This is a genomic window from Amphritea sp. 1_MG-2023, assembly GCF_030547545.1.
GTDB lineage: Bacteria > Pseudomonadota > Gammaproteobacteria > Pseudomonadales > Balneatricaceae > Amphritea.
On record NZ_JAUOQE010000001.1, the window covers coordinates 241587 to 267125 of the forward strand.

The following is a 25539-nucleotide window of genomic DNA, read 5'->3' on the forward strand; positions in this document are numbered from 1 at the left end:
GTCACTCTCCGGCGGCGGATTCCGCACTTTTATCTCGACGGGCGGAATCCAGGTGACCAATCTGTTCCTGATGGAACTCATGATAACGCTGTTGCCATTCAGAAGGCTGATTGACTTTGATCACCTGAATCGCCGTGACTTTATACTCGGGACAGTTGGTCGCCCAATCTGAGTTATCCGTCGTCACAACATTAGCGCCACTATGAGGGTGATGAAAGGTGGTATACACCACACCGGGTTGCATTCGATCAGAGATTTTCGCCAACATGACCGTTTCGCCGGAACGGCTGGTGAGCCCGACCCAATCATTATCTTTAATGCCACGATCTTCCGCATCTTGAGGATGCAGTTCTAACACATCGTCATCATGCCAAACCTGATTGTCCGTGCGTCGAGTTTGCGCGCCAACATTGTATTGTGACAGCGTACGACCGGTGGTTAGCAATAATGGGTATTTACGCGTAGAACGTTCTTCGGTCGCCACATACTCGGTAATAGCGAAGTGGCCTTTACCAATCGGGAAGCTATCCAAGTGCATGATCGGCGTGCCCTCGGGAGTGTCGTTATTACAAGGCCACTGCAGGCTGCCCATCTCTTCCAACTTCTCATAGCTAACATTGCTAAAGGTCGGTGTTAGCTGCGCGATCTCATCCATGATTTCCGATGGATGGTTATAATTCATCGGATAACCGAGGGCATTGGATAGCGCCTGAGTAACTTCCCAATCCTGCTTACCTGCCAGCGGCGGCATCACTTTACGCACGCGGTTGATACGTCGTTCAGCATTGGTGAAGGTGCCATCTTTCTCGAGGAAAGAGGAGCCCGGCAGGAAGACGTGAGCAAACTTGGCCGTTTCGTTGAGGAAAATATCCTGTACCACCAGACATTCCAAGGCGCGCATGGCAGCATGCACATGGTTGGTGTTGGGATCGGATTGCGCGATATCTTCGCCTTGACAGTACATCCCCTTATAGGTGCCATCCATCGCGGCATCAAACATATTCGGGATACGCAGGCCCGGCTCATTGTCGAGTTCGACACCCCACACCGATTCAAACCGCGCTCGTACTGCATCATCCGAAACATGCTGATAACCGGGCAGTTCGTGAGGGAAAGACCCCATATCGCAAGAGCCCTGAACATTGTTTTGGCCCCGCAGTGGATTCACACCCACACCTTCACGGCCGATATTCCCGGTCGCCAGTGCGAGGTTAGCGATACCCATGACCATACTCGAGCCTTGACTGTGTTCAGTAACCCCTAGTCCATAATAGATGGCGGCATTTTTCGCATTGGCATAGATGCGCGCGGCACTGCGTAACTCTGCGGCTGGAATGCCGGTAATGGATTCGGTGTTTTCCGGTGAATGGCGTTCTTCAAGGATAAAGTGACGCCACGCGTTAAACGCCTCGGTTTGACAGCGTTCAGCGATAAAGTCCCTGTTTTCTAAACCTTCGGTCATAATGACGTGGGCCATGGCGTTTACAAAGGCAACGTTACTACCGGGACGCAGGGTTAGATGGTGATGGGTTTCGACATGCGGTGTTTTCACCAGATCGATACGGCGTGGATCGGCAACAATCAGCTTGGCGCCCTGACGCAAACGTTTCTTCAGTAGCGAACCAAATACCGGATGAGCATCGGTCGGGTTGGCACCGATCACCATGATGGCATCGGCATGCATGACGGAATCGAAGGTTTGTGTCCCAGCGGATTCACCCAGCGTGGCTTTTAGGCCGTAACCGGTCGGTGAATGACAGACTCGTGCACAGGTATCGGTGTTGTTGTTACCGAAGGCGGCGCGAATCAATTTTTGTACTAGATAAGTTTCTTCGTTAGTACAGCGGGATGAGGTAATACCGCCGATACTTTCGCGGCCATACTTTTCCTGAATGCCGCGCAACTTGGTGGCGGCAAAGTTCAGCGCTTCGTCCCAGCTCACTTCCTGCCATGGCTCATCAATAGAATCACGGATCATCGGCTTGGTGATACGGTCTTCATGCGTCGCATAACCAAACGCAAAACGGCCTTTCACACAGGAGTGACCGTGGTTAGCCTGACCGCCTTTATAAGGCACCATGCGAATCACTTCAGCACCTTTCATCTCCGCTTTAAACTGACAACCCACGCCGCAGTAGGCACAGGTGGTGACGACGCTGTGTTCTGGCTGACCCACTTCGATGACAGATTTTTCCATCAAGGTTGAGGTAGGGCAGGCTTGAACGCAGGCACCACACGAGACACATTCAGAATCGAGGAAATCTTGATTTTGTCCCGGCGAGACTTTGGAATCAAAGCCGCGACCATCGATAGTCAAGGCGAAGGTGCCTTGTACTTCACTACAGGCGCGCACACAGCGAGAGCAGACGATACATTTGCTCGGATCGAAACTGAAATAAGGGTTGGAGTGATCTTTTTCGGCCTGTAGATGGTTTTCACCACTAAAACCATAGCGGACGTCACGCAAACCCACTTCACCGGCCACATCTTGCAGTTCGCAGTTACCATTGGCAGGACAGGTTAGGCAATCCAGCGGGTGATCGGAGATATACAGCTCCATAATGTTGCGGCGCAGTTTACCCAGTCGTTGATTCTGCGTGGTAACTTTCATGCCCGCTTCCGCAGGGGTGGTGCATGACGCCGGTGTACCGCGACGGCCTTCGATCTCAACGGCACAGATACGACACGAACCAAACGCCTCTAAGTTATCGGTGGCGCAGAGTTTAGGGATATTGATATCCGCTTGCGCTGCTGCGCGCATCACCGAGGTGCCTTCGGTAACGGTAATCGATTGACCATCGATCTCTAAGGTAATGAGATTTTCGGAAACACTCGCAGGGGTGCCATAATCTTTGTTGTAATCGACTTTGGGATCAAAAATCTGAATCATGACCGAGCCCCATTATTGTGTGCAGGTTGCTGGAAATCTTCTGGAAAATGCTTCACGGCACTTTGTACGGGGAATGGCGTCATGCCACCCATCGCGCACAATGAACCATAGATCATGGTATCGCATAGATCATCGAGCAGTTCCATATTGGCTGCACGGTTTTCATCGTTACGAATACGGTCGATCACTTCAACGCCACGGGTTGAACCGATACGGCAAGGGGTACATTTACCACAGGACTCTGCCACGCAGAACTCCATGGAAAAGCGTGCCTGAGCGGACATATCCACGGTATCGTCAAACACCACAATACCGCCGTGACCCAGTGCCGCACCGATCGCTTGAAAGGATTCATAATCCATCGGCGTGTCCCACTGACTTTCCGGTAAGTAGGCACATAAAGGTCCACCGACCTGTACCGCCCGCATCGGTCGGCCGCTAAAGGTGCCACCGCCATACTCTTCTAACAGTTCACGCAGGGTCACGCCGAAGGCGAGCTCAATAAGACCGCCGCGTTTAATATTACCGGCCAGTTGAAAGGGTAGCGTGCCCAGTGAGCGACCCATACCATAATCCGCATACGCCTGACCGCCTTGCGATAAGATATAAGGCACGGCCGCCAGTGAGAGCACATTATTAACAATGGTGGGTTGACCAAAAAGACCGACAATTGCCGGCAGTGGTGGTTTTGCTCGCACCATGCCACGCTTGCCTTCGAGGCTTTCTAATAGCGATGTTTCTTCGCCACAGATATAGGCTTTGGCGCCGAGGCGTACTTCAAGATGGAAGTTTTTGCCGCTATTAAGAATATTGTCGCCGAGAAAGCCCGCCGCTTCGGCGTTGGCAATCGCTTCGTTAAGAATTTGATAGGCAACGGGGTATTCAGAACGTAGATAGATATAGCCTTGATCAGCCCCCACGGCAAGGCCAGCAATGGTCATGCCTTCGATCAGCATAAAAGGATCGGCTTCCATGACCATGCGATCGGCAAACGTACCGGAATCGCCCTCATCGGCATTACAGACAATATACTTCTGGTTTTTCGGTGAAACCGCATCTAGTACGGTTTGCCATTTAATTCCAGTGGGGAAAGCCGCGCCGCCACGACCGCGTAAGCCAGAGGCTTTGACTTCATCGACAATTTGCTGGCCATCTAACTGTAATGCTTTTTTAAGGCCATTGAAGCCATCGAGCTGTTGATAATCGGCGAGTGACACCGGATCGGTAATGCCGGCGCGAGCGAAGGTTAGCCGTTGTTGTTTCTTCAGATAAGGGATCGCTTCGGTTAATCCCTGACAGAGTGGATGACGAGTGTCACCCTGCAGGAAGCCTTGATCAAATAGGCTATCGATCGCTTGACTATCTACAGGGCCATAAGCCATACGTCCATCGAGGGTATCGACTTCTATGAGCGGCTCTAGCCAGAACAAACCACGGGAACCGTTACGGATAATTTCAACACTTTCGCCACGTTTAGCCGCTTCGGCGGCGATCTCTTCAGCAAGGCGTTCAGCGCCCATCGCTAGCGCGGTGGTATCACGAGGAATATAAATAGTTACAGGCGAAGACATTAGAGCACCTCCAATGTTTGTGAGCGCAGCCCGTCAATGAGCTGATCGAATTTATCTGGCGTTACTCGGCCAACGATCTCATCGTTAATGCGCACGGAAGGGGAGCAGGCACAGTTGCCAAGGCAATAAACCTCTTCGAGGGTGATATTGTTATCACTGGTGGTGCCATGATAATCCACACCCAGTGTGGCTTTAGCGTGGGCTTCTAGTTGACGTGAGCCCATCGCTTGACAGGCTTCGGCACGGCATACCTCAACCGTATGCTTACCCGGTGCGGTGCTGCGAAACTGATGATAAAAACTGATCACACCGTGGATATCCGCACGAGATTGATTCAGTGATTCAGCAATCAGTGGCACGGATTCAGGCGGGATATAACCGAGGCGATTTTGGATCTCATGAAGGATCGGCAGCAAAGCGCCCGGTTTATGATTCAGATCGGCAATGACATCGCTCACTACCGGTAATAACTGCTCTTTGGCTGCGGTCATTTTTTCATTCTCATATGTCATATGAAGTAAAGTTCATATGTTGTTATTCTGGTGTCTTAAAACTCAATTTATGTGCTTTATGCTAGCGTTTAAAGTAGCATTAGTTGGTCCTCTACGAAATATGAAATATTGTGCATATGAAGCGAATTCAGGTTGTTCCTCATTGGTCATTCCGAGACGCTGGCGGTAACCAGTTGAATCCTCAGTTATTTTCATTACTGGCGGCGATTCATGACACGGGTAAGTTAACCGAAGCGACTAAAAAAATTGGCATCTCCTATCGGCATGGCTGGAATCTGCTGAATACCTGGGCTGCGTTTTTTGGTCTACCGTTAGTCGATATGCAAAAGGGTAAAGGTGCAACGTTATCGGCCTTGGGTGAAAAGCTGTTATGGGCTGAACAGCGAGTACTGGCGCGGCTTGAGCCTCAGCTAGATAGTCTCGCTTCAGAGTTGAATCTTGAAATTCATCGTGCCCTCGAAGGGGTCAATCCGTTATTACGATTGCACGCCAGTTATGGTTATGCGGTGGCATTATTGCCGAATTTTAGCGGTGATATTCAACTGGATTTGCAGTATAAAAGTGCCGAAGCCACCCTAGCATCGCTTAACCGAGGCGGCTGTGATGTGGCAGGGTTTCATGTGCCAGCCAATGGCCGCGCGGGCGGTATGAGTGATACGTTATATGAAACCTATAGTCGTCACCTCAAACCACGGGTGCATAAGATCATTAAATTTATCACGCGTCAGCAGGGCTTGATGGTCAAACCGGGTAATCCAAAACAGCTGACCGGTCTACAAGATCTTGTGCGCGAAGACGTCACGTTTATTAATCGTCAGAAAGACTCCGGTACGCGGGCATTACTCGATGAATTATTGATTCGCGAAGGAATTAACAGTAAGCACATCAAAGGATACACCGATGAAGAGTTTACGCATTCGGCGGTGGCTGCTTTTGTCGGCGCGGGTATGGCCGATGTAGGCATGGGCGTTAAAGCCGCAGCGAGTCAGTTCGGGCTTGATTTTATACCGTTATCTTCAGAGTACTATCTGTTTGTCTGCCATCATAAAACCCTCAAACAGGAAGCGATGCTGCGGTTGTTGGCCAGTATTCGTAGCAGCGCTTTTCAAACCGCAGTACTGCAACTGCCAGGTTATTCACCCGATAATTGCGGTGAGGTCGTCTCGATCGATACAGTTTTTACCGGGTAAACGTTATTGTTGGGTTGTCAGCAGCACATCATGTGTAACAATATCGGTGCAGTTCGCAAGCTCACCACATCCTACAGTGGGTGATTCGTAGGGTGGTGAAGCATAAACCGCACCATATCTTTGTGGCGAGGCACGCCCCCGTGCCGATAACCCAATATCGGCAAAAGGTGAACCCCATCGCCGTGAGGTACCCAAGGGGCATGCCAACACGGCTCCTACAGATTATTTCTTAGCATTGCATTTGTGTAGGGTGTGGTGAAGCATGAACCGCACCGGCGGTGCCAAAGCCATCGGCGTGCAATATCTTTGTAGCGAGGCACGCCCCCGTGCCGATAACCCAATATCGGCAAAAGGTGAACCCCATCGCCGTGAGGTACCCAAGGGGCATGCCAGCACGGCTTCTACAGATTATTCCTTAGCACCGTATTTGCGTAGGGTGGTGAAACATGAACCACACCGGCGGTGCCAAAGCCATCGGTGTGCAATATCTTTGTAGCGAGGCACGCCCCCGTGCCGATAACCCAATATCGGCAAAAGGTGACCCCCATCGCCGTGAGGTACCCAAGGGGCATGCCAACACGGCTCCTACAGATTATTCCTTAGCACCGCATTTGTGTAGGGTGTGGTGAAACATGAACCGCACCGATATGCCATCCAACCCTCAATCAACAGGAGGTGATGATAATATCAGCAGGCTAGGTGCCGTGAAGCATCACCGCAGCCTAGCTTACCTAGCTTACGCCGTTAAACGACGGTTGATTGACTCAACCCTTAGCGGTACGTTTTTTCTTCTCTGGATCATCAAATGGCAATGAGTGAGCAATAGCTGAAACATTCAGGCTGCCTTTCACTTCCAGTGGTTTACCTTGTACCGCATAGTCGGTATCAAAGCGTACTAACGCCATAGACTTTTCAGTCAAGCGTGAATACATAGCGCAGGTAATCACGCCTACTTGCTTGCCATCAGCCCATAAGGTATCGCCTTCTTGAGCTGCTTGATTGCCTTCTAGCAACGCACCAAAAATCTTGAAGCGTTCTTGGCCTTTTAATCTAAAGTGTTCATTGGCACCGCGGAAGTCGGTCTTATCTTTAGACACGGTAAAGTCGAGGCCGAGTTCCCATAAGGTGTCGCCTGCCGCTTCATCAGCAAACGGATACATCTCAGAGTTATCATATGGGAAGAACAGCAGGTAGCTTTCAACACGCAGCATATCCAAGGCTGTAAAGGCACAAGGAATAATCCCTTGTGATTCACCCAGTTCCAGAATGGTGTCCCAGATAGCAGGCGCATCGGCGGCTTTACAGAAGATTTCATAGCCGCGTTCGCCGGTATAACCAGTACGAGAGATCATCACCGGTAGACCGAACAGGCGGGTCTGCATATGGTGGAAATAAGGCAGATCGCGAATCCCTGGAACATGTTCAGCCAGAAAATCGACAGAGATTGGGCCTTGTAGCGAGAGATCGTGTAGATCGTCATCAAACAGCACGGTGACTTGACGGCCTTGAGCGGCGCGAACCAGCATTTCATAACCATTACCCGCGCCAAATACCACCATGAAGGTGTTTGGCCCCATGCGGTAAACGACGCAGTCATCTACAAATTTGCCAGACTCGTTCAGAATCGTCGCATAGACAGATTTACCTGGATACAGTTTTGAAATATCGCGGCTGCAAGCATATTCAAGCAAGCTTTCTGCATGAGGACCAACGAAGTGTACTTTCTTTAGGCCGGATACGTCCATCAGACCCGCTTTGGTACGAATAGCTTCATGAGCTAGCGATAAGTCGCTATCGTAGCTCCAAGGAGTACCCATACCGTTCCAATCTTCCAATTTTGAACCCAGTGCTCGATGCTTCTCTGCTAGCGCAGAATGACGCCACGAATTTGCCATGTTGCGTTTCCTTTATGTCGATGAATAAAAAAACCAGTAGGAAATAATATTTCCTGCTAGGAAAAGCAATTAATATGCCACACCCTAGCTGTGATTGAAAAAATGACCTTGAATGAGGAAAATACTGAAGCGCGCTCGAGGTTATCGGGTTGTCGTTGTTGTTAGCATAATGTCTGTGTCATGCACGTTGATGGCGGCACCGTTATCCTCAAGAGGGATACTTACAAGCCGCCTAGAAGCCTGAAATACCTTGATATCAGAGGCTTCAGTCACGCATTTAAATGCCCCGTCCTAGTGCGGAAGGCGAGGGGTGTGGGCGTTAATCATCCCTACGTCAAATGACCCGCGATGAAACGACGACTCAGGATTGATTAGATAGCGCTAACGGTGCATTCGGTGTGCGCTACTGCGACTCATGATCAAGATTGTGAGGCAGAATCCGTTCGCGTGGCACAATTATGTTACATGGAGGGGCGTTACCGGTGCATTGTGCGCCATGGTTGTGCGACTCAATGTTTCTTTGTGCATCTATGGCTAAGCGAATTAGCCTCATAAAAGCGTCGCGCCGCTAATCTTTGCTTGTTTTTAATCTGCGGCGTGACTTGTCGTCGACGGCCGCGAGCTTCACCACGCCCTTAAGGCACCGTCAGCACGGCACAATTACATAGATCATCACTCTCAAATTGAGTTAGCTCACCAGCACTCAATCCCGGTACGGGAAACAGCCGAACGGTAAGCGGCTTATTCAAACGAAACGCCATGGTACCGGTATCTCGCATGAGGGCGCTGATTTTGTTGATGCTGGTATCACCGGGGATTGGCACGGTATCGAGGCCAATGCCACAGACCGCACTGTAGGTAAGCAGTGCACGAATATCGAAATGATCTTTGAGGGTGCCTTCCGCAAGGCCAGTATCTTCGGTTAAGGCGAGCATTAATCCTGAAAAGCCGGTTAGCTGGACACCCTGTATCGATTTAAACACACGGGTTAATAGGGCAGAGGCCTCCACGGTTCCCGAGGCACCAAAGTAGTCAACGCCCATCTGTTCATAAACCGCCGTCATGCTGGCGCAGCTTTTGGAAGGTGCCGCCGAACTGTCAAAGCCTGCAAACATAAAGTCAGCCGGTAGCGCTGTGTGTGTAACAATCGTATCGATAGCGGATATATGATGCTGCAGCGCTTCCCTCATTACCGTGTAATAGGCATGGTAGCGCTCATTGTGTGGCGGTATCGCTGAGTGCTGGTTGAGTTCTTCAAGCACGGCTACCAAGAGATCGGGTGTTTCTAAGCCGATGACAAAGCAGTTTTTGAGCTCTTTTTTATGGTAGCTGGCCGGAAAATAGGGTATCCATGGGGCGCAGTTAAAGTTGACTGTGAAATTAAAATTGCCTTCGCCTCTAGGCGTTATTTCACTGATTTTCTTAACCGCCTCTGCCGCGTGAGTCATTAACCTATTATCGAGTATGCCGTGCTCATCTAAACCAACATTGACACACACATTACAGAGATCGCCAAATTCTTGAATCAGGGCTGGAATCAGCGAAATCTCATGTGCGGTTTTTGCTTCGCCAATGGCAAATCGAATCCGTATGTCTGATATCTCGGATGTGTTAAGTAGGTTGCTGAGGTATCTCAGCCCTTCGCGAGCACTCTCAAGGCTTTCTGTATTTAAGTATTCGCCAAAAGGATTGGTGACAATCCTATTGGATTGCACATGATAACCATGTTGCTGTAGCTGTTTGGATAGCGTTGCGCAAACTGCCGAGGCCTCGATGATTTCCTCTTTCCAGAGGGCTTGATGGGGGCTTAAAGTGACAAAGGTGGTGACCGTTCTCACTTTACATAACGCTTTATTTTCTAATAGATTACTCATGAATGGATCACTCAACATCTTCGTTATTTGACACTTACGCTGACTAAAGCACGGTTTACAAGAGCACGGTTTACAAAAGCATTGTTAACTAGAGAATCATTTATAAAAGTAGCATTGACAAGCGTACCGCAGACAAGAGAGTCATTTACAAGTGAACCCTTTTAAGCACAGCGCTTAGTCGAACACGGTTTAGTTTGCCTGCTGAACACTCGCTGTCGGTTTCGCTGGTGGTCGGTCGCGCTGTTTTAGGGGCGCGCGAGCCGGGGTTTATCTCGCCACGTTTCACGGTGCTAGTTTCACGGTGTTTGTCTTGCAGGGTTTCACGGTACTGCTTACTCGCTACAGCTTTTACTATGCTATTGATCGCGACGTCAGCTGGCTTCAGCATAGCAGGCGCTATGATCGCTGCAAATACCTGAACGCTGAGTGACGTTGCCTTGGGGCCATGATGGTTTTTGTCAGCCTGCATGTTCCTGCCTCTTAACCGATAGATATCGATACGGTTGTTTCCCTTTACTGGCATAATGTGTGCAATATTAATGCTATTTGATGCTGTTGTTGATAATAGCGCCTGACAGCATGGTTATGTACGTTGCTTTTGTACCGATGGGTGGATTATGTCCGGGTTTCAAAAAATCCTTAAAGTTAGGCGTCACTACAATAAGTGGGTGGCCGATCAGACCTTAGAGGATTACGCGTTGCGTTTTACCGCGCGTAAAGGGCGGCATATGAGTATCTCCCGCGTGGGCAAAACGGCATTGGGCGCGGCCTCATTTTTGGCGTTAGAGGGGTTAGCCGCCGCAGTCACGCTGAGTTATGGCTTCACCAATACGGTGTTGGCAATGATCGCGGTATGTGTGGTGTTGTTTATCACCGGTTTTCCGATTGTCTATTATTCGGCTAAACATGGCTTGGATATCGATCTGCTCACCCGCGGGGCAGGCTTCGGGTATCTTGGCTCGACGCTGACGTCGCTGATCTATGCCTCCTTTACCTTCATCTTCTTTGCCATTGAGGCGGCGATTCTCGCTTCGGCGCTTAAAGCGCTATTTGGTATTCCGCTAGCGGTGGGGTATCTGCTGTGTGCGGTGGCGGTGATTCCGATTGTGACACACGGTATTACGGCGATTAGCCGGTTTCAAGTGGGCACACAAAACCTTTGGCTAGGGTTGCAGTTAGCGGCCGTGGTGGTAGCGCTGTGGTATGAAGCGGATAGCTTAAAGGGCTGGACGGAGTTTAGTCCGAGTGCGACTGTCTCGGGTAGTGGTGAATTTGACCTCATCATGTTTGGCGCGGCGGTGTCGGTATTTTTTGCCCTGTTTGCGCAGATCGGCGAACAGGTGGATTATCTACGCTTCATGCCGGAGAAAACCGAACAGAATAAGCGGCAGTGGTGGTTTTGGTTGATTATTGCCGGCCCCGGTTGGGTCTTTACCGGCTTTATTAAAATGTTGCTGGGATCTTTTCTCGCCTACTTGGCCATCACTCAGGGAATCAGTGCGGTTGAGGCCGCCGATCCTACCTATATGTATCAGCGCGTGTTTCAGTTGATGACCGGCTCACCCGAGATCGCCCTGCTGTTGGCCGCATTGATGGTGGTGGTGTGTCAGATGAAAATTAATGTCACCAATGCCTATGCGGGCTCTATTGCGTGGTCGAACTTCTTCTCACGTTTGACGCATAGCCATCCAGGGCGAGTGGTCTGGTTGGTCTTTAATGTCACCATCGCCCTGATTTTGATGGAACTCGGAATCTATCAGGCGCTGGAAGCGATCTTGGGTATCTTCGCTATTATCGCGATTAGTTGGCTGGCATCGCTATCCGCCGATTTGTTGATTAATAAACCGCTGGGGCTAAGCCCGCCGGAAATCGAATTTAAGCGGGGGCATCTATACGATATTAATCCGGTCGGCATGGGGTCGATGATTATCTCGACGACCTTGGGGATGTTGAGTTACTTGGGATTGTTTGGCGAAGAAGCGCGCTATCTCTGCCATTTTGTCAGCTTGCTCAGTTGTTTTATTTGCGTGCCGCTAATCGCCTGGTTAACCGGCGGGCGTTACTATATTGCTCGTTCGAACGAAGATTTAAATCAGTATATTCGCTTAGTGCCGGTGAACGACGATCGGCATCGGGCTATTGTCACCTGCGGTATCTGTGAAAATGATTTCGAGCGGGAAGATATGAGTTTCTGTCCCGCTTATGATCTACCGATCTGTTCACTGTGTTGTTCGTTGGATGTGCGCTGCTTAGATAGCTGTAAACCCAAGGCACGACTCTCACGGCAGATGATGGAATTTTTACATCTCATTTTACCCCGTCGAGCGGTGAAATTAGTCAGCTCTCGTTTGGCTAAGTTTGTGGTGCTGTTGCTGGTAGTCAATCTGATCTTTGCGGCCTTGCTGGCGATCATTTTTCGTCAGTTAGCGCCAGCCACCCCAGAGGAAACAGCCTTAGTGTTACAAACGATTTGGACGCTATTTTTCACGCTGTTTATCGCCTCAGGGGTGGTGACCTGGTTGTTTTTGCTGACTCACGAGAGTCGCTTGGTGGCGCAGCAGGAATCCAATCGACAGACCATGAAACTCACCCGAGAGATAGAAGCGCACGAACAAACCGATCTTGAATTGCAGCAGGCTAAAGAGTTAGCCGAGCGGGCAAATGCGGCGAAAAGCCGTTATTTGTCGGGTATTAGTCATGAGCTGCGTACACCCTTACAGTCGATTCTGGGTTATGCACAGTTATTGCGCGAACGTTCTGAATGGTCGGCTGATCAGCAGCGAGGGTTGGATATTATTCATCGCAGTGGCCTTTATCTAACCGATTTGATCGAAGGCTTGTTGGATATTTCCAAGATTGAAGCCGGTCGTTTAGATCTGCATCGCAATCAGGTTAACCTGCCGGAGTTAATTGAACAGCTGGTAGAGATGTTTCGTATGCAGGCGCTGCAAAAAGGCATTGAATTTAACTATCATATCGCCACGCCACTGCCGCAGCGCATTGTCACCGATGAGAAACGGCTGCGGCAGATTCTCATTAATTTACTCTCGAATGCGGTGAAATATACGCCGACAGGGCGGGTGGATTTCGATATTCGTTATCGTAATCAGGTGGCTGAATTTGCGATTCGCGATACCGGGCCTGGGATCGATGAATATCAGTTGCAGCGGATTTTTGCCCCGTTTGAACGGATTCGTAATCGCGATACCGCACACCTACCGGGCACTGGGCTGGGGCTGACCATCGTTAAACTGCTGACTGAGATTATGGGCGGCGATCTGCAAGTAGAGAGTCATCCAGGTAAGGGCAGTTGTTTTCGCGTGTCGATGATGCTGCCTTGGGTGAGTAGCGAGGCGTTGACACCGGTGCTGCAAGAACATCGGATTATTGGTTATGAGGGTTATCAGCAAACCCTCTGTTTAGTGGATGATGATCCGGTATTGCGCGGTCTCTTGGCGGATATTCTCATGCCGCTCGGGTTTAGTATTCTCGAAGCTCAAGATGCCGAAGCCTGTTTAGCCTTATTGCAGCAGAGTGAGCCGGATCTATTTTTGCTGGATATTTCGATGCCGGGCATGTCGGGCTTACAGTTGGCAAGTTTACTGCGACAGCGTAAAGTGCCGGGTAAAATTGTGATGCTATCGGCGGATGCCCGTGAACTGTCGGCCGACGATGAAGGCCATGATAGCTATGATGATTATCTGGTTAAACCGGTAGCCAATCATCAGCTGCTTGAAGCGTTGGGACGACAGCTGGAGCTAAAATGGATCTATCGAGGTGAATCTGAATCCTTGCCGCGCAAGGAGAACCGAGGATTAGCGGAGACGGGATCGACGCAAGCGGTCGGCTCGATTGAACAGGGGCAAGAGGCCCGCGATCATCGAGTGCTAATTCGACAGCCGGATCATCCGCTTATCCTAGAATTGAAAAATTGCGCCGAACTTGGCTATCGAAAAGGCGTGATACAGTGTTTGAACGAGCTAGAAGGGCTGGATATCCTATCGTTAGAGACCTTGAGTCATCTACGTCAGCTCAGTGATAATTTTCTGTTTGATAAGCTGGTGAGCTGTTTGGAGACTCAGAGCCGATGACTCTCAGTGATAAGGCCCGAATAATCGGTGATCAACCGAATGACATGAGTGGAGATAAAGCCTCAATGCGTAATGATGTGGTGTTAGTAGTGGATGATTCACCCAATGCACTGAGTCTAATTAATGATGCCCTCGAAGGCGCGGGATTAGATATCTTGGTGGCCCTCGAAGGGCGTCAAGCGTTGACCATCTGTCAGCGCATTCGGCCAGATATCATCTTAATGGATGCGGTGATGCCGGTAATGGACGGTTTTGAAACCTGCCGCGCATTGAAAGCAGACCCGCATCTGGCCGCTATCCCCGTCGTCTTTATGACCGGCTTAACGGATACCGATGACATTGTACGTGGCCTCGACAGTGGCGGCGTTGATTACCTTATCAAACCGATCAACCCGAATGAGTTATTGGCGCGGATTCGCGTGCATCTAAATAATGCGCGGCAAACCAGTAGTGTGCATAGCGCGCTAGATAGCACCGGTCAGCATCTATTGACGGTAGGAGAGGGGCAGATACGTTGGGCGACCCCCAGAGCCTATGCGTTATTGCATCGTGCCGAAGTGACTGAGGCGGTTCAGGCCGAATGTTTATTGCCTCAAATTCGTAGCTGGTTGGAACATCATCCGAGCGAGCAAGACCGGATGCGGCTTCGCGATTTAGATTATCCACTGACACTGAAATTGATTGGTTATCAGAGCAGCGGTGAAGTGTTAATGCAGTTAATCGACGGTAGAAAGCCAACCGGAGCCGAGTTATTAAAACTCGAGCTAGAATTGACTGAACGGGAAGCCGAAGTCCTGTTCTGGTTAGCGAACGGTAAAACCAACCGTGAGATCGCCGAAATTCTTGAAATCAGCCCGCGTACCATTAACAAACATCTAGAACAGATCTTTCCCAAGCTCGGCGTCGAAAACCGCACCGCCGCGGCGGGCGTAGCGTTAAGACTGATTGCGAGTCATGAGTAGAGTCGAGATCCGAACATCACTTTAATTGCCGAGGTCCGAACGTCACAGACCGCGTGACTTGATCGAGGTTCGAAACAGCGGTTGTCCGTGCCAATGCTGGGCATCTGCGCACTATTTTTATACTCAGTGTTCCGCTGGGTAATAATATGTTTCGGAACGAGCTTGGATCAAAAAGGGCTTTGACCCTGTGGTATCCTTAGGAAGGTGCGAATAAGTCAATTATGCCTCAAGCTTTGTTTCACATCATTATGCATTGTGATTAAACTGAAATAGGTTCAATGAAATATGGATTTAAAGTGATTCATCAGTATCATAAAAATTTGCTTCTTTTTTCTGTCATCTTAATAGTGTTCGCTTGGACGGTTACTATTGTTTCGGTGGGGGGCTTTAACGCACAGAAGTATTTCAAAATAGCAGAGCAATTGGCATTGAATGAAGCTGAAGTCAGTGTAAAAAAGGACTTGGCCTATCGGACTTGGGTTTCCATTCATGGCGGTGTTTATGTTCCAGTGACTGAAAAAACTCCGCCTAATCCTTATTTAAGTCATCTGAAAAACCGTGATGTTACTATCAATGGTAAACCTTTTACTCTGATGAACCCAGCGTATTCTTTGTCGCAAATGATGCAAGATTATTCACAGTTATATGGCATTAAGGCGAAAATCACGAGTAAAATATTGCTTAACCCTAAGAATGCTTCTGATGTTTGGGAAGCGAAAGCTTTGGATGAGATAGATAAAACTCGTGAACGATTTTATGAGATTGCACAAATTAAAGACAAGGGTGAGTTTTTACGATATATGAACCCGCTGGTGACTAAGAAAAGTTGCTTGAAATGTCATGGACATCAGGGATACAAAGTGGGTGATATTCGTGGTGGAGTTGCGGTATCGATACCTATGAAAAAACACTACGCTTTGGCTAAGCAAGAAACCGTGTACCTGCTGGGATCACTATTGGTTATTTGGGTATTGGGGTTGATACTGCTTTTGTTCGGATATAGACGATTGCAATTTAACATTAAACAAAAGTTTTCGATGTATGAGCAGTATATTTACTCTTTGGTTGATATTATTGAGCAACGTGACAGTTATACCGCAGGACACACGCGTAGGGTCGCTGAATACAGTCAAGTAATCGCTAAGGCGATGCATTTTAGTGATAATGAAGTGTCGGTCTTGTATCGTGCCGCTATGTTGCATGACATAGGAAAAATCTCAACGCCAGATGCTATTTTATTGAAACCAGGTCGTTTAAGTCCGTTGGAATATTCCTTAATCCAAGAGCATGCTACTGCCAGTTATGATATTTTGAAATCAACGGATCTTTTTGCTGAGCTGGCTGAAATTGTGCGCCACCATCATGAACGTTACGATGGTAAAGGCTATCCTCAAGGCTTAAAGGGTGATGAAATCCCGGTAATTGCCTATGTTTTGTCGCTTGCAGATGCTTTTGATGCCATGACGACGGATCGTATTTATAAAGGCCGTAAAACCGTACCAGAGGCACTCAAGGAAATTAAAGCGATGAGCGGCACTCAATTTCATCCGTTGGTTGCTAAATTTGCGCTTGATGCTTTAAAAAATATTACGATTGAAAGAACCCCGTTTCAAAAACCGAAAACCAATATTGAAAAAGAGCGTTTTGCCTATTTTTATAAAGATCAACTCACAGGGCTTTATAACGGTAGTTATTTAAAGTTTATTCTTTCCCATCAAGATTCTGAGTTTAAGAATTATAATTTTGCTTATGGGGTGTATCTTCACCATATCACTAAATACAACGCGGATAATGGTTGGAGTCAGGGAAATACTTTACTTTATAATTTTGCGAATGAACTGGTAACGCAATTTCCGAATGCATTGATATTTAGATTGTTTGGGGATGATTTTGTTGTGCTTCATCAAGAGCATATCCCTTTTCCTGAGGCCGACTTATTCAAGTCGCTGCAAGACAGTGGTGTCAGTTTTACCATCAAGCATATTGATATTCGCGAAAAAAGTTTATCAGTTAGCGATTTACAAAATTTTCTACAATCGTTGGAAAAAGGGGACGCTAGCCTTTTATTCCACAATGTAACTAAAGATTAAAGGCAAAAGACTAAGGGAGGTGCGAATAAGTCAATTACGCCTCAAATCAAACCTGCGGTACGGGTGGATAAAACACACCGACTTTAATGCTCTGTTTGTTGAAATGCTAAGCGGTTCTCGAAGAGGCGTGTTTCTTGGCGCTAGACACTCTCAAGAGGCCTCGGAAAGTCCATTGCCTCGCTTGACAGTGTTGCGCAACGCGCCGCACGCAGCACGCCACGGATAAGCCGATGTTAAGTCATTCAAACACAAAGGATTAACAGGCTTGTGCGAAAACCGAGGCGCTCGGGGCATCCAAGCCAAGCATGAAGAGCGACGTCACGCGCAATTGGACCGCCTAAGCGATTAATGACTTAGGTATTCCTGAGTATAAGCTTCATCCTGTAACAGTCTCGCCAGTCAAATTGCATTGCTGCAAGCGCAAGGCAATCACAAAAAATATTAAGCCCACCGTAGTCGTTGCTGCCCCCACATACCCCGTCGAGCTCCAGCCAAAACCGGCGGTAATGGCTAGGCCGCCCAGTAGCGGCCCAATGGCATTCGCGGTATTAAAGGCGGCGTGATGCGAGGCGGCGGCGAGGGTTTGTGCGCCGGGCGCGGCATCCATAAGGTGTGTTTGCAGCGGTGGAGAGACGGCGACAATAGTACCCACCAAAAAGGCCGCCAAAGAGATGCTCCATAATTCGGAGGTGGCTTGCGGGTAGAGCAATAAAATAAAAATACTCCAAAGCAAAACGCCGCCCACCGCTTTAAATTGGTATTTATCAAACAGCCAGCCACCGGCGATATTACCGCAAAAACCACCCAACCCGAAGGCGGCCATAACGATGGGAATCCACATTTTGTTCTCGCCGGTAACCTGCAAAATTGTGGGCGCAAGATAGCTAAATACGGCAAACACACCAGCAAAACCGGTGGCGCCAATAAACAGCGCTAGCCACACTTGCAGCCGGTTAAAGGCTTTAAGCTCAAGCAGTGGATTATTGCGTATTTGCTGTTTGTTAAACGGTACAAAAAGGCTGATAAGTACGACGGTGAGTATGGAAACGCCGCTCACCAGTACAAAGGCGTAGCGCCAGCTCATGGATTGGCCCAGCCAAGTGGCCAGAGGGTTACCAATTAATACGGCGAGCGTAAGGCCGATCATCATTCGGCTGACGGCTTTACCTCGCTGATTGGGCGGCACTAGACTGGCCACTACCAGCGCTGCTACACCAAAGTAGGTGCCGTGCGGCAGGCCGGCCACAAAGCGCATGGCCACTAAGCTTTGGTAACTAGGGGCGAGCGCGCTGGCGATATTGGCCAGTGCGTAAAAGCTCATCAGTAATAACAATAAATGGCGATGAAACAAACGCGCGCCGGCGATGGCGAGCAGCGGCGCACCCACCACCACCCCCAGTGCATAGGCGCTGATAACGTGGCCTACTTGTGGCTCGGATACGCCCAAGTTGCCGGCAATACTGGGCATTAAGCCCATCGCGGCAAACTCACCGGTGCCAATGCCAAAACCGCCAATAGCGAGGGCAATTTCGATCATCAATAGCGCGCCTTTGCTAAGTTGTGGGGCGTTTTGCGCTGGGATCGTGTCGTTCATGGGTGATTCCGTTTAATCCGCTATAACAGTAGCGCCGGTAACACGAGAGCGTGAACCGGCGGCTAAAAGTTATCGGTGTTTTAATTATGGGATTGGTGTAACGCTGGCCAACAAGGTGGCGTTATTGGAACGCGGCCTAGGGGGCGTCTGTTAGTAACGCTGGCCTAATAACATCCGCCGGTAGTGCGTAGTACCGCCGGCGGATGTTTTACTTGGCGTCGGGCAACGTGATGTTTAGCTCTAGCACCGAACAGTCGTCGGCGGTATCAAGCTGTACGGACACTTGATCTTGCTCGATATCGACGTATTTGCGAATCACCTCGATGATTTCTTTTTGCATCAGCGGCAAATAATCGGGTTGGCCACGGGTGCTACGCTCGTGGGCAACAATAATTTGCAGTCGCTCTTTGGCGGTTGAGGCCGACGAAGAGGGTTTGTTTTTCTTTAAAAGGTAATCGAGTATGCCCATTACTTACCTCCTAGCAAGCGCTTAAAAAAGCTTGTCTTGGCTTGCTCTAAAAAGCGGTGTTCTACGTCGTCGCCCAATAGGCGCGATACGGCATCTTGATACGCTTGCCCAGCCTGTGACTCGGTATCGAGAATAACCGGTGCTCCTTGGTTAGAGGCTTTAAGTACGGCCTCGGACTCGGGAATAACCCCCAGTAGTGGAATAGCCAAAATCTCCTCGACATCGGCCACGCTTAGCATCTCGTCGGTGGCTACGCGGGCTGGGTTGTAACGGGTGAGCAATAGGTGCTCTTTGATCGTTTTGCCTTGCTCGGCCAAGCGCGACTTGCTTTGCAAAATACCTAAAATACGGTCGGAGTCGCGCACCGAAGACACCTCGGGATTGGTGACGACGATGGCCTCTTCGGCAAAGTAGAGCGCCATTTGCGCGCCTTGCTCGATACCGGCTGGCGAGTCGCAGATAATATAGTCAAATTCTTCGGCCAGCTCGTTCAAAACGGCCTCGACACCTTCGTAGGTGAGAGCGTCTTTGTCGCGGGTTTGTGAGGCGGGCAAAATAAACAGCCCTTCGGTGCGTTTGTCTTTAATCAGTGCCTGCTTAAGGCTAGCTTCTTTGTTAATAACATTAACAAAGTCGTATACCACTCGGCGTTCGCAACCCATAATTAAATCTAGGTTACGCAGGCCCACATCAAAGTCGATGACCACGGTTTTGTGGCCGCGCAAGGCAAGACCGGTGGAGATAGCCGCACTTGAGGTGGTTTTACCAACGCCACCTTTACCTGATGTTACTACTATTATTTTAGCCACGTGTTGTCCTTTATTAATCGTCAGTGGTGTTACAGCGCTGCCACTTGGAGGGAGTCATCTTGCAGATACACCTGTGCCGCTTGCTTCCAGCAGTGCTCACGCAGTTTGTCGTTTAACATAAAATGCCCGTTAATCGAGACCAGCTCGGCCTCGAGTTGTTGGCAAAAAATACGCGCGTCGGGGTTGCCGCGCACGCCGGCCAGTGCGCGACCGCGCAAGGCTCTGTATACATGAATATTGCCATCGGCGATCACCTCGGCACCCTCGCTGACCGGCGCGAGCAAAATCAAATCGCAACCCTCGGCGTATATTTGTTGGCCCGAGCGCACAGGGCGGTCGACTATCCGAGTCGGCAGTGCTGGCGCGGTTGCCTTCGGGGCGGCCGCTTGGGGTTCGGCTGGGGCTTGGCTTGGTTCTTCAGCTGCGGGTTTTTCAACGCGCGGGCGCGAAGCGGGCAAGTGTATTAGGCCTAAGTCTCGCGCCTGTTGCGCGACTTTATCATCGGTACCTTTGCAGCCAAATAACTGAAAACCAACACTGCGGCATTGTTTAATCACATCTTGCAGCAGCTCGCGGTTTATCTCGCCGCTAAAGTCGGCCAAATTTAAAAACAGTGGCGAGCCGGTAAAAAACAGCGGCGCGGACTCGACTTTTTGGCGCAGCTGCTCGGCAAACGCTTGCGGCTGATACTGATATAAGTCCAGCGACATAAGCGTTAGATTGGTGCCTTTTATTTGAAAGCAGGCGTCTGCCATTGGAGTGTCCTAGTGTTTAGTGTATGTCTGGCGCATCGCTTGGCGCTGCAGCGCAATATAACAAATCACCGCCCGCGACGATACGGGCGATGCTGCCTGAGTGCTACCAGATTAAATCGTCGGGTATCACATAGTCTTGGTACGGATCGTCTTCGTCCGGCTCAGCGTTCGCCTCGACCTTAGGCAAAATAATACTGGCCTAGACTAAAGGGGTCAAAGCCCTTTTCTATGTTATGACGGTAATGAGGTACATTGAGCTGAATCCGGCGCGGGCCGGTATGGTTGAGTTATCCAGTCATTATCGTTGGTCGAGCTTTTGTCACAATGGTGGAATAAAAATTATCGAGTTCCTCATATTGCACGCATCATATGCAGCACTTGGCAAGTATCAGGAAAAAAGCATCGGATGTATCAGGAGCCATTTAAAGGGCCGATTGAAGAGGATACTATGAAACGTATTCGAGAAGCTTGGCAGATAGCTACCCCGCTGGGTAATGATATGTTTCGGGACGAGCTTGGATCAAAAAGGGCTTTGACCCTGTGGTATCGCTGTGGTGTTCCAGTCATTGTGAAAGCAATGACTGGCTACAGATACGGGCTGCCGTTAATCAAGGCTTGGCTTTAGGGGATAACTGATTTAAGCAACAGATTGAGCCATTGTCAGGTCGGCGTGTGACGGTGTTGAAATGAGGGTTAAGGCCTAACAATGAAACGCTATAGTTTTTACCCTGACCCCAAATAAGTACTACCCCAAATAAGTACTACCCCAAATAGGTAAAGATAATGGAAAATGTAATGAAAATACTCATATTGGGTGTCTTTGCGACAGCAATGATTGATATGTGGGTGATTTGTTCACACAAGGCTTTAAAGCTACCGAAAACTAACTGGGCAATGGTGGGCAGATGGCTAGGACATATGCCAAAAGGAACGTTAGTTCATCGTTCGATTGCTTCTTCTGCCGCGGTAAAATATGAACGTTTTATGGGGTGGGCTTTTCATTATATCATCGGTGTTGTTTATGCTTATATTTACGTAGTGTTTGTTATTTGGGGGTTAGGTGCATCGACATTGTTATCGGCATGGTTGTTTGGCTTAATCACTATTTTAGCCGGTTGGTTGATCCTGCAGCCTAGTTTGGGCTTAGGTATCTGTGCATCTAAAGCTCCTCAGCCGAATATTATGAGACTACAAAATTTAGCTATTCATACCGTCTTTGGTGTGGCGCTCTATTATGGTTGGCTGTGGGGGCATGTTGATCAGTAAACTTCAGCAGTGTTGCAGTGTTATCCAAAGACTGAACAGCTTATTTTGACTTTCTGGGCCTAACTCTTATAGAGGTTGGCCCTAGGAGTTAAGTCGCTGCCTTGGCTTTAAGATGACGGGCGTCTTTCATCCATAAAGTCAGAGCAATGAGTCCGCTAAGGGCTACATTACCTATAAATACATTGTCGATGCCGCCGGGCATGTAATCAATAAATGAGGTTAAGAACTGGCCAGAAAATACAGCCATGGTGAAATAGGATAAATTACGGCCGCGGACGGCGGGATCACTTAGCTCTACTGTCATGTGATTTAAGAGGGGAATGCTAAAACCAAAGCCAATACCGATGAGTATCGCACCTAAAACTAACAACATCGTGCTGGCTTGTAAGAAAAATAGATAGGATATGCCATAAGCGATAAAAGCCAGTGCTAATGTTTTTTGTTCACTGAGTAAGTTGGTTATTTTCGGCATAAGCGCCGCGGTAGCAACCGCTGTTAATGAGATAAAAGCGAGCAGTTGGCCAATTTGCGATTCGTTAAAACCTTGTGCACTCATGGTCATTGGTAATGCAACGGTGGAGATAAAAAACACACTCATCGATAGGATAGATGCTGCATATACCATTCTAAGCGAGATCGTTTTGACGGGCTTGTTTATATGTTCTGCTGCTTGATGAGTATTAGCACTCGGCGCAACTTTTGCGGGAACAAAGGCCAGTAGCATGGCTAAAAATAGCCAAGCGATGAGGTAAAGCGTCAACGGTAAACCCCAGAACAGTGATGCGAGCAGCCCGCCTAAAAACAGAAAGATAACCCCGCCAAGTTCGATCGCCATACCTTGTTTTGCGAGCATTTTTAAACGTTCTTCACCTTGAAACCAGTTTGAGATTAAAACAGTAGAACTGGCCATCACAACGGCAGTGATACCGCCGAGCAAAAACCGGTTAGTGAAGACAAGTTTAGCGCCGCTGAGAAAATAGAGGCTGGAACCCAGTAACCCATAGAATAATAATCCAATGATGAGCAGTCTATAGGCACCATATTGATCGATTAGCTTACCGGCCAGTGGGGCAAAGATAACGGCACCGAGGGAAGGCAATGTAACCAAAAGTATAGGGTTGCTCTGTATAGCTAAGCCTGCCGAGATGCTTAACAAACCTGGTGCAAGTAAGGTACCCACCATAATGGTTAAGCTTGAGATGCATAGCAGTGTCAGCTTGCCGGTGGTGTTTAGTGGGCTATTGGAAGAGTTCATGAGTTGTCCGCTAATGAGTTAAAGAAGGCACTTAAGAGAATAAAGATAATGCTGACGATCACCGCGCCTGGCCATTGGTAGAGTGAAAAGGCCTGCACACCAGCAAAAGAGCCCACAGCACCACCGAGGTAATAGCCCAGCATATAGATACCGTTGATCCGGCTTTGGGCGGCGGGATCGATACTGAAGACCCGTACCTGATTGGCGACCTGCGCACTGAAGATGGCAAAGTCGATCAGAATAATGCCAATGATTAAGGCAATGAGGCTGGCTTCAAAAACGCCGGTCACCGCAAAGCCTATCGCCGCTAGTATCAGAGCCATTAACACTAACCGTTTTGAGCCGAGTTGATTTACCCACTTGCCCGAGGCTTTAGCGCCGATGACACCTGCGAGGGCAATCACACCAAACAAGCCTGCTTGATCGGCGTTGTAATGAAAGGGGTCACCACTAACATAGAGAGCCAGTGTGGCCCACAAGGCATTGAAAGCGGCAAACCAGCAAGCGCCTGCTAGAGTGAATTTTTGCAGCGATTTGTGCTGAGCCAACAAACGCAGTGTGCTTTTTATCAGGGGCCAATAACGTAACTGACTGTGTGGTTTGTTGACGGGTAAAAATAAGTGCAACAACACACCGAATATAACCGCCAAAATAGCGGCCATCATAAATACGCTGCGCCAACCTAAATGCTCGCCAATAAAGCCACTGAGGGTACGTGAAAGTAAGATGCCGAGGGTTAAGCCCATCATGACGGTACCAAGAGTCGCGCCTTTTTGTTTGGCGGGCACCATTGAGGCGGCAAATGGGATGAGCTGTTGGGTAATGTTAGCACTCAGCCCAATTAAAAAAACGGCGACTAGTAATAGTGTTAAGTTGGGAGCGATGACGGCAAAGCCACAGGCGACCACCAAGATGCAGGATAGGATGCCGATCAAGCGTCGGCGCGCTATTGAATCACCTAAGGGGGAGATAAACAGAAGGGCAAAGGCGTAACCCAACTGCGTGAGCGCAGGGATGCTGCCTATTTGAGCATGGGTTAACGAAAACTCCTCAGCGATTAACGGTAAAATCGGTTGGTTGTAATAAAGGTTTGCCGCGGTGGCGGCAATAGCCGTCGACATTAATAATAAAATGAATCGACTTAACGTGGGGGTGTGTTCCGGCGTGCTCATTTTTTCTCTCAAAGGGATCAAACATGCAGGCAGGATAGGGCTTATAGCTCTATAATAAAAATGATAATATTTGATAGAATCTATAAGAATAATGTATAGAAGGTCGAGCGTGGATATTAAACTACTAAAAAGCTTTGTGGCGGTGGCAAAACATAAGAGTTTTTCACAAGCGGCACAGGCGCTTCATACGGTACAACCCGCGATTAGCCGACACATTTTCGCATTAGAGCAGGAGCTCGATGTCAGTTTGTTTAAGCGTAATTCGCGTGATGTGGCGATTACGCCAGCGGGAGAGCAGTTGTTAAAGGATGCTAAGGCTATTTTAGCGCTCACCGACGCGGCTAAAGCACAGGTTAAACGAGCGGATAATGGGCAACTGGGTACACTGAGAATTGCTCACTTAAGTTCGGCGTGTTTAACCTTTATGGCGTCGTTGGTACGCCGTTATAGCTCACAATTTCCCCATGTACATGTCACCTTAGTTGAAATGACTGTGACGGAGCAGATAGAGGCCTTTAAACAGGATCAAATCGATATCGGCTTCTCTAGACCGCTACCTAGTTCAATCGCTGATGAGTTTATTAGTCATACTATTTATATTGATAAACTTGTTGTCATCGTCAACCAAAGTCATGAATTGGACGGCCAGGAAAGCATCAATTTGACGCGCCTCAAAAATGAAAAATTCATTATTTTTAACCGTGATGAAGCGGCGGGGTTGTTTGATGAAACCATTATTCTCTGTAAGCAAGCAGGGTTCTCGCCTAATATCATTAGTCAGCCACGCCATATGCAAACCTTAGTGACTGAAGTTGCTGCGGGGTTAGGTGTTGCTATCGCCCCTTACTGTGTGCGTAAACTGTATAGCGAAGGCTGTCATTTTATCCGTTTAGAGGGCGTGAATAGATCTATACCGGTAGACATTCAATATAAACCCGGTAATCGTTGTGCCACGGTCAATGCGTTTGTCGATATAGCATTACATTGTAAAGATGAGATTCAGCAGAGCATGGCTCTTTGATGAGGCTAGTCGGTTAGATTCACCGTTGAGCAGAAACCTTTGCTGGCGACACGCTGTTTCAGTGAATCCATTAACTCAGGTCGATCGATGGTATTGGGCCATTGGGTTTATGGCGAGTTTGTT

Annotated in this window: 19 protein-coding genes; 7 read left to right on the forward strand and 12 right to left on the reverse strand. The window is 48.9% G+C overall.

From position 1 onward, the window contains the following. Position 1: 1 nt before the first annotated feature. The 3 genes from fdhF to Q4488_RS01025 are packed head-to-tail and all read right to left on the reverse strand — an operon-like array spanning position 2 to position 4952. Positions 2–2890, reverse strand: coding sequence for a formate dehydrogenase subunit alpha (gene fdhF, locus Q4488_RS01015; RefSeq protein ID WP_303578579.1), 2889 nt, complete (start codon positions 2888–2890; stop codon positions 2–4). Continuing rightward, complete coding sequence (locus tag Q4488_RS01020; RefSeq protein ID WP_303578580.1) at positions 2887–4461, reverse strand: NADH-quinone oxidoreductase subunit NuoF; 1575 nt, start codon at positions 4459–4461, stop codon at positions 2887–2889. Before Q4488_RS01020 ends, fdhF begins: the two co-directional genes overlap by 4 nt. Next, on the reverse strand, positions 4461–4952 hold the full coding sequence (locus Q4488_RS01025) for a formate dehydrogenase subunit gamma (protein ID WP_303578661.1): 492 nt from the start codon (positions 4950–4952) through the stop codon (positions 4461–4463). Before Q4488_RS01025 ends, Q4488_RS01020 begins: the two co-directional genes overlap by 1 nt. A 137-nt stretch (positions 4953–5089) precedes the next feature. Between Q4488_RS01025 and Q4488_RS01030 the strand changes: the two genes are divergently transcribed. After that, positions 5090–6163 (forward strand): substrate-binding domain-containing protein, encoded by a 1074-nt coding sequence (locus tag Q4488_RS01030; RefSeq protein ID WP_303578581.1) that lies wholly within the window; start codon positions 5090–5092, stop codon positions 6161–6163. A 764-nt stretch (positions 6164–6927) separates the two neighbouring features. Here Q4488_RS01030 and Q4488_RS01035 read toward each other — a convergent pair. After that, positions 6928–8058: an aminomethyltransferase family protein gene (locus tag Q4488_RS01035; RefSeq protein WP_303578582.1), complete on the reverse strand. Its 1131-nt coding sequence runs from the start codon at positions 8056–8058 to the stop codon at positions 6928–6930. 635 nt (positions 8059–8693) lie between these two features. Next, the gene (locus Q4488_RS01040) at positions 8694–9932 is read right to left on the reverse strand and encodes a DUF711 family protein (RefSeq protein WP_303578583.1); all 1239 of its coding nucleotides are present in this window, start codon (positions 9930–9932) and stop codon (positions 8694–8696) included. Between the two features lie 617 nt (positions 9933–10549). Between Q4488_RS01040 and Q4488_RS01045 the strand changes: the two genes are divergently transcribed. The 3 genes from Q4488_RS01045 to Q4488_RS01055 all read left to right on the forward strand — a co-directional run bounded on the left by Q4488_RS01045 (position 10550) and on the right by Q4488_RS01055 (position 17075). Continuing rightward, on the forward strand, positions 10550–14023 hold the full coding sequence (locus Q4488_RS01045; protein WP_303578584.1) for an ATP-binding protein: 3474 nt from the start codon (positions 10550–10552) through the stop codon (positions 14021–14023). 44 nt (positions 14024–14067) lie between these two features. After that, complete coding sequence (locus Q4488_RS01050) at positions 14068–14985, forward strand: DNA-binding response regulator (RefSeq protein ID WP_303578662.1); 918 nt, start codon at positions 14068–14070, stop codon at positions 14983–14985. A 278-nt stretch (positions 14986–15263) separates the two neighbouring features. Then, on the forward strand, positions 15264–17075 hold the full coding sequence (locus tag Q4488_RS01055; protein ID WP_303578585.1) for an HD domain-containing phosphohydrolase: 1812 nt from the start codon (positions 15264–15266) through the stop codon (positions 17073–17075). Positions 17076–17451: 376 nt separating this feature from the next. Here the strand turns inward: Q4488_RS01055 and Q4488_RS01060 are convergent, their stop codons facing one another. The 5 genes from Q4488_RS01060 to Q4488_RS18820 form a co-directional block, all read right to left on the reverse strand. After that, complete coding sequence (locus Q4488_RS01060) at positions 17452–18669, reverse strand: MFS transporter (RefSeq protein ID WP_303578586.1); 1218 nt, start codon at positions 18667–18669, stop codon at positions 17452–17454. A gap of 208 nt (positions 18670–18877) precedes the next feature. Next, entirely contained in the window at positions 18878–19138 is a 261-nt protein-coding gene (minE, locus tag Q4488_RS01065; RefSeq protein WP_303578587.1) for a cell division topological specificity factor MinE, read from the reverse strand. Continuing rightward, a complete protein-coding gene (gene minD / locus Q4488_RS01070; RefSeq protein WP_303578588.1) occupies positions 19138–19947 on the reverse strand; it encodes a septum site-determining protein MinD in 810 nt (269 codons plus the stop codon). Before minD ends, minE begins: the two co-directional genes overlap by 1 nt. 29 nt (positions 19948–19976) lie before the next feature. Continuing rightward, complete coding sequence (gene minC / locus Q4488_RS01075) at positions 19977–20702, reverse strand: septum site-determining protein MinC (protein ID WP_303578589.1); 726 nt, start codon at positions 20700–20702, stop codon at positions 19977–19979. A 103-nt stretch (positions 20703–20805) separates the two neighbouring features. Continuing rightward, on the reverse strand, positions 20806–20889 hold the full coding sequence (locus Q4488_RS18820; RefSeq protein WP_368411562.1) for a DUF2058 family protein: 84 nt from the start codon (positions 20887–20889) through the stop codon (positions 20806–20808). A gap of 129 nt (positions 20890–21018) precedes the next feature. Between Q4488_RS18820 and Q4488_RS01080 the strand changes: the two genes are divergently transcribed. Then, positions 21019–21327 carry a hypothetical protein gene (locus Q4488_RS01080; RefSeq protein WP_303578590.1) on the forward strand — a complete coding sequence of 103 codons (309 nt, stop codon included), beginning with the start codon at positions 21019–21021 and terminating at the stop codon, positions 21325–21327. 158 nt (positions 21328–21485) lie between these two features. After that, positions 21486–21968, forward strand: a complete 483-nt coding sequence (locus Q4488_RS01085; protein ID WP_303578591.1) for a DUF2938 family protein — start codon at positions 21486–21488, stop codon at positions 21966–21968. Between the two features lie 88 nt (positions 21969–22056). On the opposite strand, the gene Q4488_RS01090 is transcribed toward Q4488_RS01085, so the two are convergent. Together Q4488_RS01090 and Q4488_RS01095 are read right to left on the reverse strand one after the other, a co-directional pair. Further along, entirely contained in the window at positions 22057–23223 is a 1167-nt protein-coding gene (locus Q4488_RS01090) for an MFS transporter (RefSeq protein WP_303578592.1), read from the reverse strand. Continuing rightward, positions 23220–24395 carry an MFS transporter gene (locus Q4488_RS01095; RefSeq protein ID WP_303578593.1) on the reverse strand — a complete coding sequence of 392 codons (1176 nt, stop codon included), beginning with the start codon at positions 24393–24395 and terminating at the stop codon, positions 23220–23222. Before Q4488_RS01095 ends, Q4488_RS01090 begins: the two co-directional genes overlap by 4 nt. A gap of 109 nt (positions 24396–24504) precedes the next feature. Between Q4488_RS01095 and Q4488_RS01100 the strand changes: the two genes are divergently transcribed. Continuing rightward, the gene (locus tag Q4488_RS01100) at positions 24505–25416 is read left to right on the forward strand and encodes a LysR family transcriptional regulator (RefSeq protein ID WP_303578594.1); all 912 of its coding nucleotides are present in this window, start codon (positions 24505–24507) and stop codon (positions 25414–25416) included. Positions 25417–25539 lie beyond the last annotated feature (123 nt).